This is a genomic window from Shewanella sp. N2AIL (genome assembly GCF_022690845.1).
GTDB lineage: Bacteria > Pseudomonadota > Gammaproteobacteria > Enterobacterales > Shewanellaceae > Shewanella > Shewanella baltica.
Genome location: NZ_JALBYT010000019.1, coordinates 57,625 through 73,525 on the forward strand (window position 1 = coordinate 57,625; position 15,901 = coordinate 73,525).

Here is a 15,901-nt window from a genome sequence, read left to right on the forward strand (position 1 = left end):
AATCAAATATCCAATTGTAGCCTCAGGCTTAAGCCAAACAGCGGCAAGCTGAATCATCCGGCACACGGGAAGAATTTTTCACCCTGACTCACAAAATTATTTGCTTTTCTACCCTACTCTTTTTAGTTAGAAAGTCGTTAGGAACAACAAGAGGAATTCGTTATGGCTCATATTACTGAAGTCGTGCCCAACGATACTGAACTTGAGGCAATGACCACACCGAGAAACAGCAAAGCCGCTGAGGCAATGCAACATAGACGTGAAGTCAAAAAGCGTTTAGAAGACTACCTCGAACGGGCGGAGTTAAAGCGGGCATTAGGAGATGACGATTTTTTCTAGCCTATTTGATCTCACTATCTAGTGGGCAACATTAGGGTGATGCTGCGTTAAATCGCAGAGTGTTCATCTAGAACTCACACAGTTCGTGTCCACTCAGACCTAATATCTCACCCAGCCCTCAGTGCTGGGTGTGACTTTGTTTAGCCCTCTTAATCACCACCCTCAAAGCTACATCATCCTTGTCACTTTTTACCGCTTTTATAGGCTTGAGTTTTAATCAGCAACCATTCGGCCTTAGCACCTAAGTAAACGTAAGCACCTAATCCTACGAGTAAACCGACAACGGCTAACATCATCCAGATCGCGGGTTCAATATATTGTTTCTCACCGAGTGACGCCTTGAACATAGTCAATAAGGCCTCAATGGAAATGGCAATAAGGATGGTAGAAACAAACCTCGTAATGGTTCGCCGCGTTGAGCTGTGGCGAAAGATATCCTTATGCATTAGGACTTCTTCTTCGAGAATGGTTTTCCCGAGATCGAAAATCGCTAATGCTAACGTCATAAAAATAATGATCCCAAAAGGTTGCAGCGGATCTTGGCCAATTCGCTCGACCGTAAAGAGTCCGTAAATATCCCGCAATGCGGTCCAGAGCAATACCGTGACCAGCACAAACAACCCCGTCACTATCACGCCATAAACCGCTTTAAATGCCGGCGTTACACGCCGCCGTGCACTGTCGCCCATCATAAATTCAATCAAACGGGTCAAGTCCACATCCACCACTAAATAACCCAATTTTTGCTCCTGTTGATAAATCGCTAAGGAGGCAGAAAGGCACAAATTGCCACTGGCATTGGATAAATAGGGACGCGTAATGTTCACGCCATCGGACTCATCACGATTAATAAAATAGGGTCTTTGGCTGCGATCGCGATTGCCACCTAACGGAATTAACTCGATCTGATGGTCTACCACGGCGATATTTTGGCTTATCTGCAAGCCTTGGCTATCGAGTAAATACATCAGCTCAACAAAGGGATAGCTCTTCGCGATTCCTTTCATCGCTTTGACATCGACCTTAGGTTGCTTAAATAACTCGGCATCGGCAATCCCAGTTAAAATCGATTCCATCAGTTCATGCACTGTGGCCTCGTATTCGTGATACCGCTCGATCACACTCAAATAACTCATCGCTGCCATGTTTCGCTCCAATCAACCGATGTCTAAGTCCAGAACAAAGCAGCTTTAATGCCATATCAATAAAATAATATTAAACAAATAGTTACTAATTTATGGCTCATAAACACAGCGCTAAAATAGTCACAGGTGCACCAAAATGATTCACAAAACCGATAACAGCTAATTTATGTAATCGGTATATTTCCTCAGCTAGCCTGCGAATCAATATGAATAAATGAGGTTTAAGGCTATGATTAGCCACATCTCTCTCGCTGAAATTACCTGCAGGATATACGGGAATGTCTGAGTCGTTAGCCCAATATCAACAAGATCTACGCCGTTTTTCCGATGAATTAATTCGCATCCAAACGCCAATAAAAATCTTAGATGCCATCAAATGGCCGCGGGAAATGGAGGAGCGCTTTCTCTCTAATAAGGGCACTGTATTACCGGCTATCAAGCAAGAGTTCTATCAAAACATTGCCTTACCTTTTGACCCCATCAAAACCCACGCAGAACTCGCCTCCCTAAAACAGGATATCCATAGACGTTTAGGTAAACGGGATAAACTCGGCAAGATATTGGTGGCTAACGTCGATCAATATCGCCTTGTGGTCGATATGCTCGAAAACAGAGGCACGCCGACCTTTGGTAAACTTAGCCAAGAATTATACGGCAGCGCGAGTCATAGATTGCACGGCGATCGTCATACGCTGCGACAGTTAGGCGATAAACTCAGTTATATCTTCTCGCTGCCAGCAGCGAGACACATGAATAAACATCACCCTAAGATTATTAGCGCACCCGAAGCGGTTCACGTGCTCAGTCAACGTTTAGAGAAATATTTCCATAGCGATGACATGCGTGTGCGCCTCAGTGACGGTATCGTCTCCGATGCCGCTGTGGGTGGCGATACCGTTAAGCTCAATAGCAAAGCCATGTTCAGCGAATCGGATCTCAATGTATACGAGGTTCACGAAGGTTGGGTGCATGTCGGCACAACGCTCAATGGTCGAGCCCAACCCCACGCCACTTGGCTCAGTGTCGGTTCGCCGCGAGTAGCCGCGACTCAAGAGGGTTTAGCTGTTTTACTGGAAATGCTGACCCTAAGTTCAAATCCTGGACGAGCTCGGCGTATTAGCGACCGTGTCGCCGCGGTCGACATGGCGGAAAATGGCGCCGACTTTATTGAAGTATTCAATTATTTCAGAGGATTAAACCTGAGCGCAACCGACAGTTATCGCGTCACCCAAAGGGTTTTCCGTGGGGGTATGGTAGAAGGCGGCAGCTTCTTCACTAAGGATATTTCCTATGTGCGCGGCTATGTGGAAAACATTAACTTTATTCGCAGCGCTATCACCTCTGGCCTTCCCGAACTTATCCCTATGTTGTTCCTCGGTAAATTGGCGATCGAAGATATCCCAGTGTTATACCAAGCTTGCCAAGAAGGTATTCTGACCACACCGAAATATTTACCGCCCATGTTCGATAACTTTAGTGGTCTTTATGCTTGGTTTGGTTTTGCCTCAGGCTTAGCAGGAATCGATTTGAAAGGCGTACAACGTCACTTCACTCGCCTGTTTAAAGACTTACCAAACGTCGAACCAACCTTTGAGTTACTCGACGATACTGAGTTCGATAACAACTCGGATTAATACGTAAAGATTATTGATTTAAATGAAAAAAGCTCACAACTAGGTGAGCTTTTTTTATTCTAACGTGATTCAACTTTATTCATCAGATTAAGATTGGGCCTTTGCTGCTTCATCGGCACGCTTTTTAATGAAGTATTCCCGCGTTAAACCAAAGACCACAGGGCTTAACAGTGCCAAGGCGATTAAGTTAGGAATGGCCATCATGGCGTTTAAGGTATCTGCCAATAACCAGATAAAATCCAATGAACTCACCGCGCCTAGTGGCACGGCTATGGTCCATAGCAACCTAAAAGGTTTTACCGCCTTGATACCAAAGAGATATTGCACACATTTTTCGCTGTAAAAACTCCAGCCAATAATGGTGGTAAAGGCAAAGATAGACAAGGCGATGGCGACGATATAATTACCCAGAGGCAAAGCATGGGAGAAAGCGTATGACGTCAGCGCGGCGCCATTTTCACCCGAGGTCCAAGAACCAGAAACCACAATCGCCAAACCTGTAATCGAACAGACCACGATAGTATCGATAAAGGTGCCGAGCATAGCCACTAGCCCCTGCGCCACGGGATTATTAGTTTGTGCCGCAGCATGGGCTATCGGCGCACTACCTAAACCTGCTTCGTTGGAGAATACTCCGCGCGCTACACCAAAACGAATCGCCGCCCACACAGCTGCGCCCGCAAAACCACCTTGGGCTGCCACTGGATTAAAAGCGCTGTGAATAATTAGGGCGAACGCCGCTGGTACGTCTTGAATATGCACTACCAACACACCAAGGCCAGCAGTGATATAGAAAATCGTCATAAACGGCACTAACTTACCGGCGACTTCAGCGATACGCTTAATGCCACCCATCAATACCGCGCCGACCAGCAGCATCATCACCACGCCAGACACCCAAGCCGGAACGCCGAAGTTACTGCTTAATGCTGCTGCCACTGAGTTGGCTTGTACCGTGTTGCCAATACCAAAGCCAGCAAGTGATCCAAAAATCGCAAACAGTGTGCCCAACCAAGCCCACTTTTTACCGAGACCATTTTTAATGTAATACATAGGGCCACCGACATGGTTACCCTGATCGTCCACTTCACGGAATTTAACCGCCAGCACAGCCTCAGAATACTTAGTCGCCATGCCCACTAATGCGGTGCACCACATCCAGAATAGCGCGCCAGGGCCACCGACAAAAATTGCCGTCGCCACGCCCGCGATATTACCCGTACCAATAGTGGCTGAAAGGGAAGTCATCAGCGCATTAAACGGACTCACATCCCCTTTCACATTTTTATCTTTGTCAGGAATACGGCCAGACCAGAGTAACTTAAAGCCTGTGCCTAACTTCAGAATGGGCATTAATCTCAGCCCGAGGGAAAGAAACAAACCAACGCCTAAGATCATCACCAACATAGGTGTGCCCCAGACAAAGCCATTAATCAGGCCAACAAACGCCGTAATCGCTTCCATTCAAACCTCGTGATTGCTTGTTATTGTTATAGTTTGACTGACGCCGTCGGATTAGGACTTGGCCTAACGAACACGACATATCAAGGAGCCAATCTAACAGTTGCACCTCAGATTACAACGAATAGTTAACAATTGGAAATCTAAATCATCTGCGAATTTATCCGAAATGGATTGGCACGCAGAGTCGTTGCCGAGCGGTGAGATATTGATTTGCAACATAAATAAAAAATCCCCGCATTGAGTATGCAGGGAGTCTCTCGAGCAGTACACCGCTAAGTAGGATGGTTAACTTAAGCGGGTTTCCACACTAACTGTGGCAGCGCGGTTAAATCTAACCTGTCACCATGGGTCGCAATCGCGGTGGCTTGAGGTTTAGTGTTAGGATCTTGGTTAACCACATCGACCAATCCATGCTGCGCGTCGGGTTCACCGTGGACTAAAATCAGCGGCGGTTGGCCTTCAAAATGGCGATACCAACGCAATAACTCAGCTTGATCTGCATGGGCAGAAAGCCCGCCTACTGTGTGTAACTTAGCCGCAACTTTAATACTATTGCCATGGATAGTAAGCTCCTCAGCACCGTCAACCAAGGTACGCCCTGGTGTGCCAAGGGCTTGATAACCACAGATAATCACATCGCATTCAGGCCGCCATAGATTATGCTCTAAATGGCTACGAATACGCCCACCGTTACACATGCCGCTCCCCGCGATAATGATCAATCCTTTATGCACTTCATTCAGCGCCATCGACTCTTCGGTCGTCTGGATAAATTCGACATTCGACAACAGTGGATGCTGCCCAGGATGTTGGCGGGTAAAACGTTTAAAATCCTCATCCATCAGCGGATAATTATTGACATAGACGCGAGTCGCCTCAATCGCCATGGGGCTGTCTAGGCAGATTTTCCAGCGGCCGAGATCCCATTCTTTAGCATATAAATGAAAGAGATATAATAACTCCTGCACCCGTCCAACCGAGAAAGCTGGCAGCAATATATTGCCTTGGCTCTCGTTGACTGTCTTAGCAAAAATGTCTTTCAACTCGGCTAAGGTTTCAGTCCAACTGCGGTGAAAACGGTTGCCGTAGGTGCTTTCCATTAACACTAAATCCGCCGTATCCACTAAGGTCGGATTGCGTAAAATCGGCATACCCGCACGGCCAAGATCGCCACTGAAGACGACTTTCTTCTGGGACTTGCCCTCGCCTAACCACAACTCGACTAAGGCCGAACCTAAAATATGTCCCGCATCTGAGAGGCAAATATCCACATGGGGAATGACCCGAGTGACTTGGCCGTATTCCAGCGGCACAAATTGGGTGATGGCCTGTTCAGCATCTTCGACGGTGAATAGCGGTTCTAAGGGTTCAAGATCATGTTTAGCGCGCTTTTTATTGACCCTTTCGGTGTCGCGGGTCTGCAGCATGGCCGCATCTTTGAGCATGATGGCGCACAGTTCTGCCGTGGCTTTATGGGTGTAGATTGGCCCATCAAAACCCGCTTTAACTAAGAGTGGTAAACGCCCTGAATGGTCGATATGGGCATGGCTAAGCACAACAGCGGAAATAGACTCAGGGTCGAAGGCGAAGGGATCATGATTACGCAGTTCATCCGCTTTACCACCTTGGATCAAACCACAATCGAGTAATAAGTGTTCATGATCGACCGAGAGTAAATGGCACGAGCCGGTCACTTCCTCTGTCGCCCCTAAAAACTGCAGTGTCATTCGCATGGTGTCCCTCCAACGTTTTTACCTTGTATAAAGCTAGACTATGCCCTTATTCCTCAAAGAAAAAGGATTAATTGGTCGCATGCGAGCAATGTCAACTTTCGCAGTAACACTCAAGCATCAATAACCTAATAAAGGGTATAACTGGCCTTGACGCACGGTTTTATCGGCATGGGTAAGTGTGCCATCACGCTGCCATTGTTCGAGCAAGAACTGCAACGGCGCTTTGACCTCAGCGGCCGTCATACCAGCGCGAATACTCGGGTTATAGAGCAGTTTTAGCAGAATGAAATCGAGCCCTGTAAGTAAATCCTGCGGGGTTTTATCGTTAAAGATGGAGGGGAATACTTTTTCAGAATCATTGGGTAGCCCAAGTACTTGAGTGATTTCCTCGACCACACAAGCCACTAACTTACCGTGCATTTGCGCCTGATCGACGGGAATGATCACCCATGCGCGTTCAATTTCACTCTTAGCATTAAGGGCAAACTTGGCCATACACATTGAACCATGGACATTCTTCGCCGAACTTGGCCCCATTAAGCGGGTAACTTCACTCTCCCATTGGGATTGACGGGTAAACACTAAGTGCAGATTCGCATCCAAGAGCGTATCCACCAGCTGAATATCATGATCCGTAATCTCGGCTAAGTGCGCTAAGTGCATCTGCACTAATTGGGTGTGCAGCGCCCTGTCGCCCACTTGATGTTCGACAAACACTCGTACCGGAATGCGCCACTTACGCACCTTGTGTTTCGCCACGTCATACTCATTTTTAAGGGCAATTTCGCTGAAGGCCTGGGTGATGTAAGTTAAGTTTTTCCAATCCGCTACGGGTGTTAATGCTGGAATTAACGCGGGCTGCGTTTGAGCGGCGTAAAGAGGTAAGGCTAACAAACTTAAGCACAAGCCTAAACTCATACACAGGCTGCGCCAAAAACGCCGACACGCAGGTAACATTAACCCTTTGTAGTTATGTGTTGATGCCTTGAGCCACGTTTGCATTAGCACTTATTCCACAGCTTGCCGAGGTAACTTAATCGAAATCATAGCAGTGATGCCGATAAAAGCGGTCGAAATCCACAAACAGGCAGCTAAACCATAGGCTTGATAAACTAAGCCAGACAGCACAGTGCCGACTAAACGCCCCATAGCATTGGCCATGTAATAGAAACCCACATCCAGCGACACCGCATCTTCACTGGCGTAACTCACAATCAAGTAACTGTGCAGCGACGAGTTAACCGCAAACAGGGCACCAAATAACATGAGACCCAACAACAAACTGGCCTCGGGATAAAAACTAAACTGTATCGCGCTGGCAATCAGCGCTGGCACAAAGGCCAACATACTTGCCCAAATTAACGCGCTGCGACCATCGGGGGCTGTATCAATCAGCTGACTTTGGGCTTGGCGATTGCCCGTGATCTTAGGTGCTAAGGTTTGCACTATGCCGTAACCGATAACCCACACAGCTAAAAAGCCGCCCACCGCCCAATGATCCCAGCCTAATTGGCTGGCCAGATACAAGGGCAGCGCCACCACAAACCACACATCTCTGGCAGCAAACAGGAATAATCGCGCCGCCGAGAGAATATTCACGCTGCGACTCTTAGAGAAAATCTCCGTAAATTTAGGCTTATTCTTAGCTTTACCTAAATCCTTTTTCAGCATCATTAGACTGAGTAACCAGACGAGTCCAAGCAAGATAGCCATAGTAGCGATTGCCAACTCAAACCCGAGTAGAGCAAGCAAGGCGCCGCCGAGGAAAAATCCCGCGCCCTTGAGGGCATTTTTAGAACCCGTTAATAGGGCAACCCATTTGTAAAGCTTGCCCTGCTCGCCTTTTGGCACCAGCAGTTTTATCGCGCTTTTGGCACTCATCTTATTGAGATCTTTAGCGATCCCAGATAACGCCTGCGCCGCCATCACCCAAGGCACGCCTGCGAGCCACAAAGGTAAACTCGCTGCCGGCACTAACAACATGGCTAAGGCAAACACTTGCATGCCAAGGCCCAAGTTCATGGTGCGATTTAACCCTAAACGCGCCCCTAGCCAGCCGCCAATCAGATTGGTCACTACGCCAAAAATCTCGTAGAACAAAAACAGCATAGCGATCGCCAGCGGACTGTAGCCAAGCTCGTGAAAATGCAGCACCACTAACATCCGCAGTGCGCCGTCGGTTAAGGTAAAACTCCAATAATTGAAGGTGATCAGCAAATATTGCCGCACGGCAGCGGGCAATTGCATCAGTAGTTCAAATGGCTTGGCGGCAAACAATTGAGCTCTCCTAGCGCGGCAAATCAAGCTGGCCGACTAAACGGGCAAGCTCAGCGGTGCGATTGGCGTAGCCCCATTCATTGTCGTACCACACATAGAGTTTAAGTTGAGTGCCATTAATCACCATGGTCGAGAGCGCATCTATGATGCTTGAGCGCGGATCTGTCTTGTAATCCACCGACACCAGCGGCCGCTCTTCATAACCTAAAATGCCCTTAAGCTCACCTTCGGCGGCGGTTTTAAGTAGCGCATTCACTTCTGCTTCGGTAACGGCGCGTTCAAGCTCGAACACACAATCGGTCAGCGAAGCATTAGCCAGTGGCACCCGCACTGCATGACCATTAAGTTTGCCCTTAAGCTCAGGGAAAATATGGGTAATCGCAGTCGCGCTGCCCGTGGTGGTTGGGATTAAACTCAAACCACAGGCGCGGGCACGGCGTAAATCCTTATGCGGTGCATCGAGAATAGTTTGGGTGTTAGTAATATCGTGGATCGTGGTCATAGATCCGTGCTTGATGCCGATCTGCTCGTGGATCACTTTCACCACAGGCGCAAGGCAGTTAGTAGTGCAAGATGCGGCGGTCACAATCGGATGAATGGCAGGATCGTATAGCTGATGATTAACCCCGATCACTACGTTTAGCACGCCCTCTTCTTTCACGGGAGCGGTGACAACCACCCGCTTAACACCTTGATCTAAATAAGCTTGCAATAACGCTTTGGTTTTCATCACGCCGGAGGCTTCAATCACCACATCGCAACCGGACCAATCGGTATCGGCGATGGCTTTATTACGCGTGGTGCAAATGATTTTATCTTGGATCTGGATCTCATCGGCATTCGCCGTCACGGGATAACGCCAGCGACCATGGACAGAATCAAACTCGAGTAAATGTGCCAATGTATGCGCATCACCTGCGGGATCGTTGATCTGCACAAACTCCACCTCATCCCAGTCCCATGCCGCGCGCAGTGCTAAACGCCCCATACGCCCGAAGCCATTAATGCCGATTTTGATTGCCATGATGATATTCCAATATGTTGATTTTAAATTTATATGTCTTTAATTTTTTTATATTTTCTTAACGCTACTAACGGTTTACTTAAACGATAACACCGCCATTGCCAAAGACTGAGTATGGCAATGGCGTATATTTATTCGCTTATGTTTCTTAAATTATGTGCTTGGCGAACGAGCAGCCTTGATTGACTAAAGCTGACTACAACTTAGTCTCTTAACCATCCTTCAATTTCGTCACGAGTCGGTACTGAGCCGCTGTGTATGAGCTCACCATCGATCACGACCGCAGGCGTTTTCATCACTTTAAATTTCAACAGGGTTTGAGGATCTGTGTCCTTTTTCACAATCGCATCCACGCCCATTTCTTCTGATATGTCCGCAATCATCTCGGCAGTTTTACTACATTTAGCGCAACCACTACCTAATACTTTGACTTGTTTCATGTTATTTCCTTAAAGATACGGTGCTGCAAAATTAAAAATCCAACCTACTAACGTAAATGCCGTCAATAGCACAACCAACAGCAGCGCCAACAGGCGCCACTGCGTCACTTGTTTCAGTAAAATAAATTCGGGGAAACTGGCAGCCACTGTGCTCATACAAAACGCTAGCGTAGTGCCAATTGGCAGACCGTTCGCCAGCAAACTTTCCATCACAGGAATGATGCCCGTCGCGTTCGAATATAGAGGAATACCGACTAACACTGCCGCAGGCACAGACCACCATTGACCTTGGCCTAAATGGGTTTCAACCCAACCCTCAGGCACAAAACCGTGCAAGGCAGCGCCAAGACCCACGCCGATAATGACCCACTTCCAGACTCGGCCAAAAATCTCAACCGCCTCAGCTTTGGCAAATTGATGCCGTTCAGAAAAAGATAAGACCCGCGCAGCGGTAGAAACGGTATCAGATACCGCCATCTGGCGTCCACGAACGAGGGCTTCGGCGGCGAAGGACTGCAACCAACGCTCGGCCTTAATCGCATCGAGTAATAATCCACCGAGCATACCCACTGTCATGCCCACAGCCACATATAGCAAGGTAAATTTCCAGCCGAGTAAACTCATGAGCAGCAGGACGGCGACTTCATTGATCAAAGGTGAAGTGATCAAAAAGGCCATAGTGATCCCAAGGGGGATCCCCGCCGAGGTAAAACCTAAAAAGACAGGGATACTCGAGCAAGAACAAAAAGGCGTAATGGCGCCAAAAATCGACCCCAGTAAGTAACCTACTCCCTTATTCTTACCCGCTAAATAATCTCGAACTCGCTCAACATCTAAGGAAGCCCGCAGCAAGGCGATGAAATAAATCATCACCACCAGCAATACGAAAATTTTACTGACATCTTCAACAAAAAAATGCACAGCTCCGCCCAAGGCCGAACCCGCCTCTAGGCCAAATACGCCATACACTAGCCAAGTCGAAAAATCAGTAAATATTTGGAACATATTGATCCTTAATGAAATATCGACTTACATCATGCTATTACTTAAGATTAAAACCAGTGCCGCGTACGATTAGCAAAATACACCAGCGACAACATCACAGGCACTTCAACCAACACCCCAACCACAGTCGCTAAGGCAGCTCCAGAGTGCAGACCAAATAATGAAATGGCTACGGCGACCGCCAGCTCAAAAAAGTTAGAAGAACCTATCATGCTCGCAGGTGCGGCAATCGCATGGGTTAGTTTCAGTTTTAAGGCCAACCAATAGGTTAAAATAAAAATGCCATAACTTTGAATAATCAAAGGAATAGCGATTAACAGTATGTTCTGTGGCTGGGAGATAATCGTTTCAGCCTGAAAACCAAATAACAACACGACAGTGGCTAATAAACCGATCACAGACCAAGGTTTCAGCTTTGTCAGCAACTGCGGCACGGCACTCGCATCATGGCGAGCCTCTAGTCGCTTGCGAGTCGCTACACCCGCAATCAAAGGCAATAACACATAAAGTACAACGGAAAGTAGTAGGGTTTCCCACGGCACTTGGATATCACTCACACCTAACAATAATGCAGAGAGTGGCGCGAATAGAAACACCATAATGATATCGTTTACAGAGACTTGCACTAACGTGTAATTAGGATCACCTTTAGTCAATTGGCTCCACACAAACACCATAGCAGTACAAGGAGCTACTCCAAGCAGTATCATTCCCGCGATATATTCACTGGCAGTTTGTGGATCAACCCAGTCGGCAAATAGCAACTTGAAAAATAACCAGCCTAACAATGCCATAGTAAAAGGTTTGACTAACCAGTTAATGAAAAGCGTTAATATCAATCCTTTCGGCGCTTTACCGACATCTTTCACCGCAGAAAAATCAATCTGCACCATCATGGGATAAATCATTACCCAGATAAACAAGGCGATGACTAAGTTAACATGGGCAAATTCGATGGCGGCCACAGCGGCAAACACACCCGGAGCTAAGTTTCCAAGCACTACCCCAACAAGAATACTTAAGCCAACCCAGACACTTAAATAGCGTTCAAAGAACCCCATAACGACCTCGACTCACAAAATGCATTCTTTTCAATTTAACAACAGGCTTTAGCGCGTTCGGGACGAGCACCCATGTTGCACAGGTTGTTCATATTCGCGGCTAAAAACGGACTGTTGGCCTCACAACTTTGCGCTAGTACTTGCTGACACCAAGGACTCAACTCAGGATTGATTTGATAAAAAACCCATTGCCCCTGACGCCTATCGACTAAGAGCCCTGCTTTTTTTAACTGCGCTAAATGCCGAGAGATCTTAGGTTGGATCTCCGACAGCGCAGCCATTAATTCACACACGCACAACTCCCCTTCTCGCTGGATGAGCAGTACACATTTCAGCCGAGTCTCATCGGCAAGGGCCTTAAAAAAGGCGACGGGTTGCATGAAATAGCCCCTATACAAATCAAATAAACATATGAATAAAAGTATATATGAAAAAACATATATATCTAGTCGCTATCATCAAAATAAACTCTGTATATAACCCATTTAAATTTAAGAAGATGTTTTTTGAACCAGATCACATCAGCACAATCGATATGAAAACCATTAATTGCAAATGATAATGGTTGCCATTAAAATCCGTACTAAGCTAAAAGTTATGGTGCAATATGTTGTTTTCTCTCCTCTACCACATCATCAAACCAAAGCTCTGTAATCATAAAAACATTAGATAATTGCCAAACTCCGGAGCCAATCCATATGTCTACTAAAGGCATTTTTCGTGTATCCCTTATTCAAATCGCCATCTTAAGTGTGCTTACTCAAACAGTTTATGCCGAAGAATCCACGCCTAATATCGAACACCTCGAAGTCAAAGGTATCCGCCAACCATTTCGGGGGGATGTGCCACTGAAAGCTCAGCCGCAGGCGGTAGAAAGCCTGTCGATGGAGCAAATTAGCGATGCGGGTATATCAACGCTGATGGATGCGTTGGATTTATCAAGCTCAGTCAATCGCCAAAATAATTTTGGTGGTATGTGGGACAGTTTCGCCGTGCGCGGCTTTGTGGGCGATGAAAACGTCCCCTCAGGTTATCTAGTTAATGGTTATGATGCGGGACGTGGTTTTGGTGGTACTCGTGATACTGCGAACGTAGAAAGTATCGAGATCATGAAAGGCCCAGGTTCTGCTCTTTATGGCCGCGCAGAACCCGGTGGCACCATTAACATCATCACCAAAAAACCTAAATTTTCCCAAGAAGGCTATCTGCAAGCCAGTGCCGGTCGCTGGGATAATTACCGTCTTGAGGGGGATTATACTAACGCCATTACCGACGATTTAGCCTTTAGGGTTAACGGTGCGATTGAAGACAAGGGTAGTTTCCGCAATCCCGTTAATTCGGAAAAACGTGTTTTAACCCCTTCTTTGCTTTGGGTAGCCAGCGATACCACGCGTCTAAGCTATGAACTGGAATATGCAAACCAAAAAGTCCCCTTCGACCGCGGAATTGTGGCTATCGACGGCGACATTAAAGCCTTACCCATTAATAGATATCTAGGTGAGGCCAGCGATGGTGCGACCCAAATAGATTTGTTAGCCCACCAATTTACCTTAGAACATGACTTTGGTGATTGGAGTTTGTTATCGGGTATTAGCTACCGCGACACAGGACTTGAAGGCTACTCAAGCGATCCAGAGTTGGTAAAAAGTCGTCAAATGCTCAACATCGACGGTGAAACCCTAAGCCGTCAACATAACTACCGTAACTTCACCTCAACTGACTTATCGGGCCGCGTTGAGCTAAGCGGCAAAGTCGAGACCGGCGATATTAGTCACCACCTTCTCATTGGTGCAGACGGTTATCACTTCCATTTCGACAAATATTGGGAGCGCTTCCGCCCAGCCGCTGGCGATACCACTTACAGCATCAATGTTTACAATCCAGTCTATGGACAAATTGCGCCCGAAGGCGCCCTGCTCTACAACCAAGTAGAGACTCAGGATAACTACGGGATCTATTTGCAAGACCAACTCGATCTCAGCGAAAAATGGAAGCTCACCTTAGGTGGCCGCTTTGACAGTTTCGAGCAAAGCATTGAAAACCATAAAAACCAGACAGAATCCAATCAAACCCAAAATGTCTTTAGTCCAAGAGCCGGTATCGTTTACGAATGGCAACCTTGGTTAAGCCTCTATGGCAGCTACTCTGAAGGTTTTCGCCCTAACACAGGTTCTGATTATCGCGGTGTCGCATTCGAACCCGAAGAGAGTAAATCCTATGAGCTAGGTACTAAGTTTGAGTTAGAAAATCTGACAGGCTCTATCGCCCTCTTCCGCGCCGAAAAGAGTAATGTGCTAACTGCAGACCCTGTGAATTCAGGTTTTTCAGCGGCACTAGGTAAAGCCGATAGCCAAGGGATTGAGCTGGATTTGGCTGCCTACCTAACAGCCAATACTCAGCTGTTGCTATCCTACGCTTATACCGATGCCAAGACGGCTAACGATATTCTCAACGCAGATTGGGGCGTGAGCATTACCGAAGGCAGTCGTTTAATCAACATTCCAAAACACAATGGTCATCTCACGCTAAAACATGATACTTCATTGTTTGGTTCCGATGCCTCCGCGGGAGCGACATTGCTTTATGTGGGCGATCGCTTAGGTGAAACCATTGATCCAAACTACATACTGCCAGCATATACCTTAGTGAATCTATTTAGCACCTACGCGTTAAATCAGGATCTTAGCCTGCAATTTAATATCACTAACCTGTTCGACGAAGTTTACTATCAAAGCTCTTATTCATCGATGTGGACTATGCCAGGCGAGCCACGCAGCTACAAAGTCAGCGTGCGTTATAATTTCTAAGCACTGCTGATCTGTTTCCAATCAAAAAGCCCCGGAATCTTTCTGGGGCTTTTTACTCGGTGATCAATTACAAACCGCGCTGCCATTCCTGCCTTAAGGGAATGCTGCGCGGCGCATTGATGGCGAGTGCAACCTGTGCCAGCAATTTCGCCTTGTCCTTACCTAATACGCCCTTGAGCACTAGGTAATTAGAGGCATGGTCGGATCTAAATATCGTCTGATCTAATTCCAAATGCTCCAATAAGGTATGCATTTCTTGGAACAAGCCCATTTGATCTGGCAACTGAAATTGACCGCCAAATACCGCGTCCATTCGCTCTGTGCCTAAGGGTAAAGTCACCACTAAAGTAGAGAGATAATCCGGCTGGGCGGCATTCATTAACTTGGCCGAATTAACCGCATGTTGATGGGATAGCGCGACACCGCCTAAACCATTGAGGATCATCACAGATGACTTCATCCCCGCCGCACGGATCTTAAGTAGTGCCGCTAAGGATGATTCGAAGGTTTCACCCTTTTGGATTTTGGCGAGCACTTCGTCATCGCCACTTTCGCAACCCACATAGAGTAAAGACAGCCCGAGTTCGCGCAGACGTGCGAGTTGCTCTGGGGTTTTATTATTCAAATTGCGCGGCAAACAGTAACTGCTGATGCGCGTAACCTGTGGCAAGTGACGGTTGATCAGCTCACAAATCGCTTCGAGACGCGCAAAGGGCAAACTCATGGCATCGCCATCGGCCAAAAATACCCGAGAAACGGGGGTGCCAGACTGCGCAACGGCCAAAATATCCTGCTCCACCTTGTCGAGCTTTTGTGCCCGAAAGGCTTTTTGCGGCTGGGTATACATGTCGCAAAAGCTGCACTGATTCCAACTGCAACCATTAGTCACTTGCAGTATCAATGACTTCCATTCGGATGGCGGTCTAAATACTGGCTCGATATAGTTAATCAACACTGCAAGCTCCTAATAAT

14 protein-coding genes are annotated in these 15,901 nt (G+C 47.1%); 3 read left to right on the forward strand and 11 right to left on the reverse strand.

Annotation, left to right across the window (positions count from 1 at the left end; translation table 11 throughout):
- The first annotated feature begins 162 nt into the window (after positions 1 to 162).
- Entirely contained in the window at positions 163 to 339 is a 177-nt protein-coding gene (locus tag MO387_RS12550; protein WP_006079984.1) for a hypothetical protein, read from the forward strand.
- Positions 340 to 521: 182 nt separating this feature from the next.
- Here MO387_RS12550 and MO387_RS12555 read toward each other — a convergent pair whose 3' ends face one another.
- Positions 522 to 1,484, reverse strand: a complete 963-nt coding sequence (locus MO387_RS12555; protein ID WP_007650866.1) for a PDC sensor domain-containing protein — start codon at positions 1,482 to 1,484, stop codon at positions 522 to 524.
- Between the two features lie 278 nt (positions 1,485 to 1,762).
- On the opposite strand from MO387_RS12555, the gene MO387_RS12560 reads away from it, so the two are divergent.
- The gene (locus MO387_RS12560) at positions 1,763 to 3,118 is read left to right on the forward strand and encodes a flavohemoglobin expression-modulating QEGLA motif protein (RefSeq protein WP_107949359.1); all 1,356 of its coding nucleotides are present in this window, start codon (positions 1,763 to 1,765) and stop codon (positions 3,116 to 3,118) included.
- Between the two features lie 87 nt (positions 3,119 to 3,205).
- Here the strand turns inward: MO387_RS12560 and MO387_RS12565 are convergent, their stop codons facing one another.
- The 9 genes from MO387_RS12565 to MO387_RS12605 all read right to left on the reverse strand — a co-directional run bounded on the left by MO387_RS12565 (position 3,206) and on the right by MO387_RS12605 (position 12,502).
- Complete coding sequence (locus MO387_RS12565; RefSeq protein ID WP_107949361.1) at positions 3,206 to 4,582, reverse strand: sodium:alanine symporter family protein; 1,377 nt, start codon at positions 4,580 to 4,582, stop codon at positions 3,206 to 3,208.
- A 290-nt stretch (positions 4,583 to 4,872) separates the two neighbouring features.
- Positions 4,873 to 6,315 carry an MBL fold metallo-hydrolase gene (locus MO387_RS12570; protein WP_107949363.1) on the reverse strand — a complete coding sequence of 481 codons (1,443 nt, stop codon included), beginning with the start codon at positions 6,313 to 6,315 and terminating at the stop codon, positions 4,873 to 4,875.
- Between the two features lie 117 nt (positions 6,316 to 6,432).
- Positions 6,433 to 7,317, reverse strand: coding sequence for a DUF2927 domain-containing protein (locus MO387_RS12575; RefSeq protein ID WP_199908762.1), 885 nt, complete (start codon positions 7,315 to 7,317; stop codon positions 6,433 to 6,435).
- A gap of 6 nt (positions 7,318 to 7,323) precedes the next feature.
- Positions 7,324 to 8,592: an organoarsenical effux MFS transporter ArsJ gene (gene arsJ / locus MO387_RS12580; RefSeq protein ID WP_107949365.1), complete on the reverse strand. Its 1,269-nt coding sequence runs from the start codon at positions 8,590 to 8,592 to the stop codon at positions 7,324 to 7,326.
- Between the two features lie 10 nt (positions 8,593 to 8,602).
- Positions 8,603 to 9,616, reverse strand: coding sequence for an ArsJ-associated glyceraldehyde-3-phosphate dehydrogenase (locus tag MO387_RS12585; RefSeq protein WP_107949367.1), 1,014 nt, complete (start codon positions 9,614 to 9,616; stop codon positions 8,603 to 8,605).
- Positions 9,617 to 9,819: 203 nt separating this feature from the next.
- A complete protein-coding gene (locus MO387_RS12590) occupies positions 9,820 to 10,056 on the reverse strand; it encodes a thioredoxin family protein (RefSeq protein WP_006079976.1) in 237 nt (78 codons plus the stop codon).
- A gap of 9 nt (positions 10,057 to 10,065) precedes the next feature.
- The gene (locus MO387_RS12595; protein WP_107949369.1) at positions 10,066 to 11,061 is read right to left on the reverse strand and encodes a permease; all 996 of its coding nucleotides are present in this window, start codon (positions 11,059 to 11,061) and stop codon (positions 10,066 to 10,068) included.
- 47 nt (positions 11,062 to 11,108) lie between these two features.
- Positions 11,109 to 12,122 (reverse strand): ACR3 family arsenite efflux transporter, encoded by a 1,014-nt coding sequence (arsB, locus tag MO387_RS12600; RefSeq protein ID WP_107949371.1) that lies wholly within the window; start codon positions 12,120 to 12,122, stop codon positions 11,109 to 11,111.
- Positions 12,123 to 12,157: 35 nt separating this feature from the next.
- The gene (locus MO387_RS12605; protein WP_107949373.1) at positions 12,158 to 12,502 is read right to left on the reverse strand and encodes a metalloregulator ArsR/SmtB family transcription factor; all 345 of its coding nucleotides are present in this window, start codon (positions 12,500 to 12,502) and stop codon (positions 12,158 to 12,160) included.
- 318 nt (positions 12,503 to 12,820) lie between these two features.
- Between MO387_RS12605 and MO387_RS12610 the strand changes: the two genes are divergently transcribed.
- Positions 12,821 to 14,929: a TonB-dependent siderophore receptor gene (locus MO387_RS12610; RefSeq protein ID WP_107949375.1), complete on the forward strand. Its 2,109-nt coding sequence runs from the start codon at positions 12,821 to 12,823 to the stop codon at positions 14,927 to 14,929.
- Between the two features lie 67 nt (positions 14,930 to 14,996).
- Here the strand turns inward: MO387_RS12610 and MO387_RS12615 are convergent, their stop codons facing one another.
- Positions 14,997 to 15,884: a radical SAM protein gene (locus MO387_RS12615; RefSeq protein WP_107949377.1), complete on the reverse strand. Its 888-nt coding sequence runs from the start codon at positions 15,882 to 15,884 to the stop codon at positions 14,997 to 14,999.
- Positions 15,885 to 15,901: the final 17 nt, after the last annotated feature.

What these genes read in the sequence shown, in the direction of transcription:
- MO387_RS12555 (WP_007650866.1), bottom strand. Translation starts at nt 1,484, where the DNA reads ATGGCAGCGATGAGTTATTTGAGTGTGATCGAGCGGTATCACGAATAC.
- MO387_RS12590 (WP_006079976.1), bottom strand. Translation starts at nt 10,056, where the DNA reads ATGAAACAAGTCAAAGTATTAGGTAGTGGTTGCGCTAAATGTAGTAAA.
- MO387_RS12595 (WP_107949369.1), bottom strand. Translation starts at nt 11,061, where the DNA reads ATGTTCCAAATATTTACTGATTTTTCGACTTGGCTAGTGTATGGCGTA.
- MO387_RS12560 (WP_107949359.1), top strand. Translation starts at nt 1,763, where the DNA reads ATGTCTGAGTCGTTAGCCCAATATCAACAAGATCTACGCCGTTTTTCC.
- MO387_RS12585 (WP_107949367.1), bottom strand. Translation starts at nt 9,616, where the DNA reads ATGGCAATCAAAATCGGCATTAATGGCTTCGGGCGTATGGGGCGTTTA.
- MO387_RS12550 (WP_006079984.1), top strand. Translation starts at nt 163, where the DNA reads ATGGCTCATATTACTGAAGTCGTGCCCAACGATACTGAACTTGAGGCA.
- arsB (WP_107949371.1), bottom strand. Translation starts at nt 12,122, where the DNA reads ATGGGGTTCTTTGAACGCTATTTAAGTGTCTGGGTTGGCTTAAGTATT.
- MO387_RS12570 (WP_107949363.1), bottom strand. Translation starts at nt 6,315, where the DNA reads ATGCGAATGACACTGCAGTTTTTAGGGGCGACAGAGGAAGTGACCGGC.
- MO387_RS12575 (WP_199908762.1), bottom strand. Translation starts at nt 7,317, where the DNA reads ATGCAAACGTGGCTCAAGGCATCAACACATAACTACAAAGGGTTAATG.
- MO387_RS12610 (WP_107949375.1), top strand. Translation starts at nt 12,821, where the DNA reads ATGTCTACTAAAGGCATTTTTCGTGTATCCCTTATTCAAATCGCCATC.
- MO387_RS12605 (WP_107949373.1), bottom strand. Translation starts at nt 12,502, where the DNA reads ATGCAACCCGTCGCCTTTTTTAAGGCCCTTGCCGATGAGACTCGGCTG.
- MO387_RS12565 (WP_107949361.1), bottom strand. Translation starts at nt 4,582, where the DNA reads ATGGAAGCGATTACGGCGTTTGTTGGCCTGATTAATGGCTTTGTCTGG.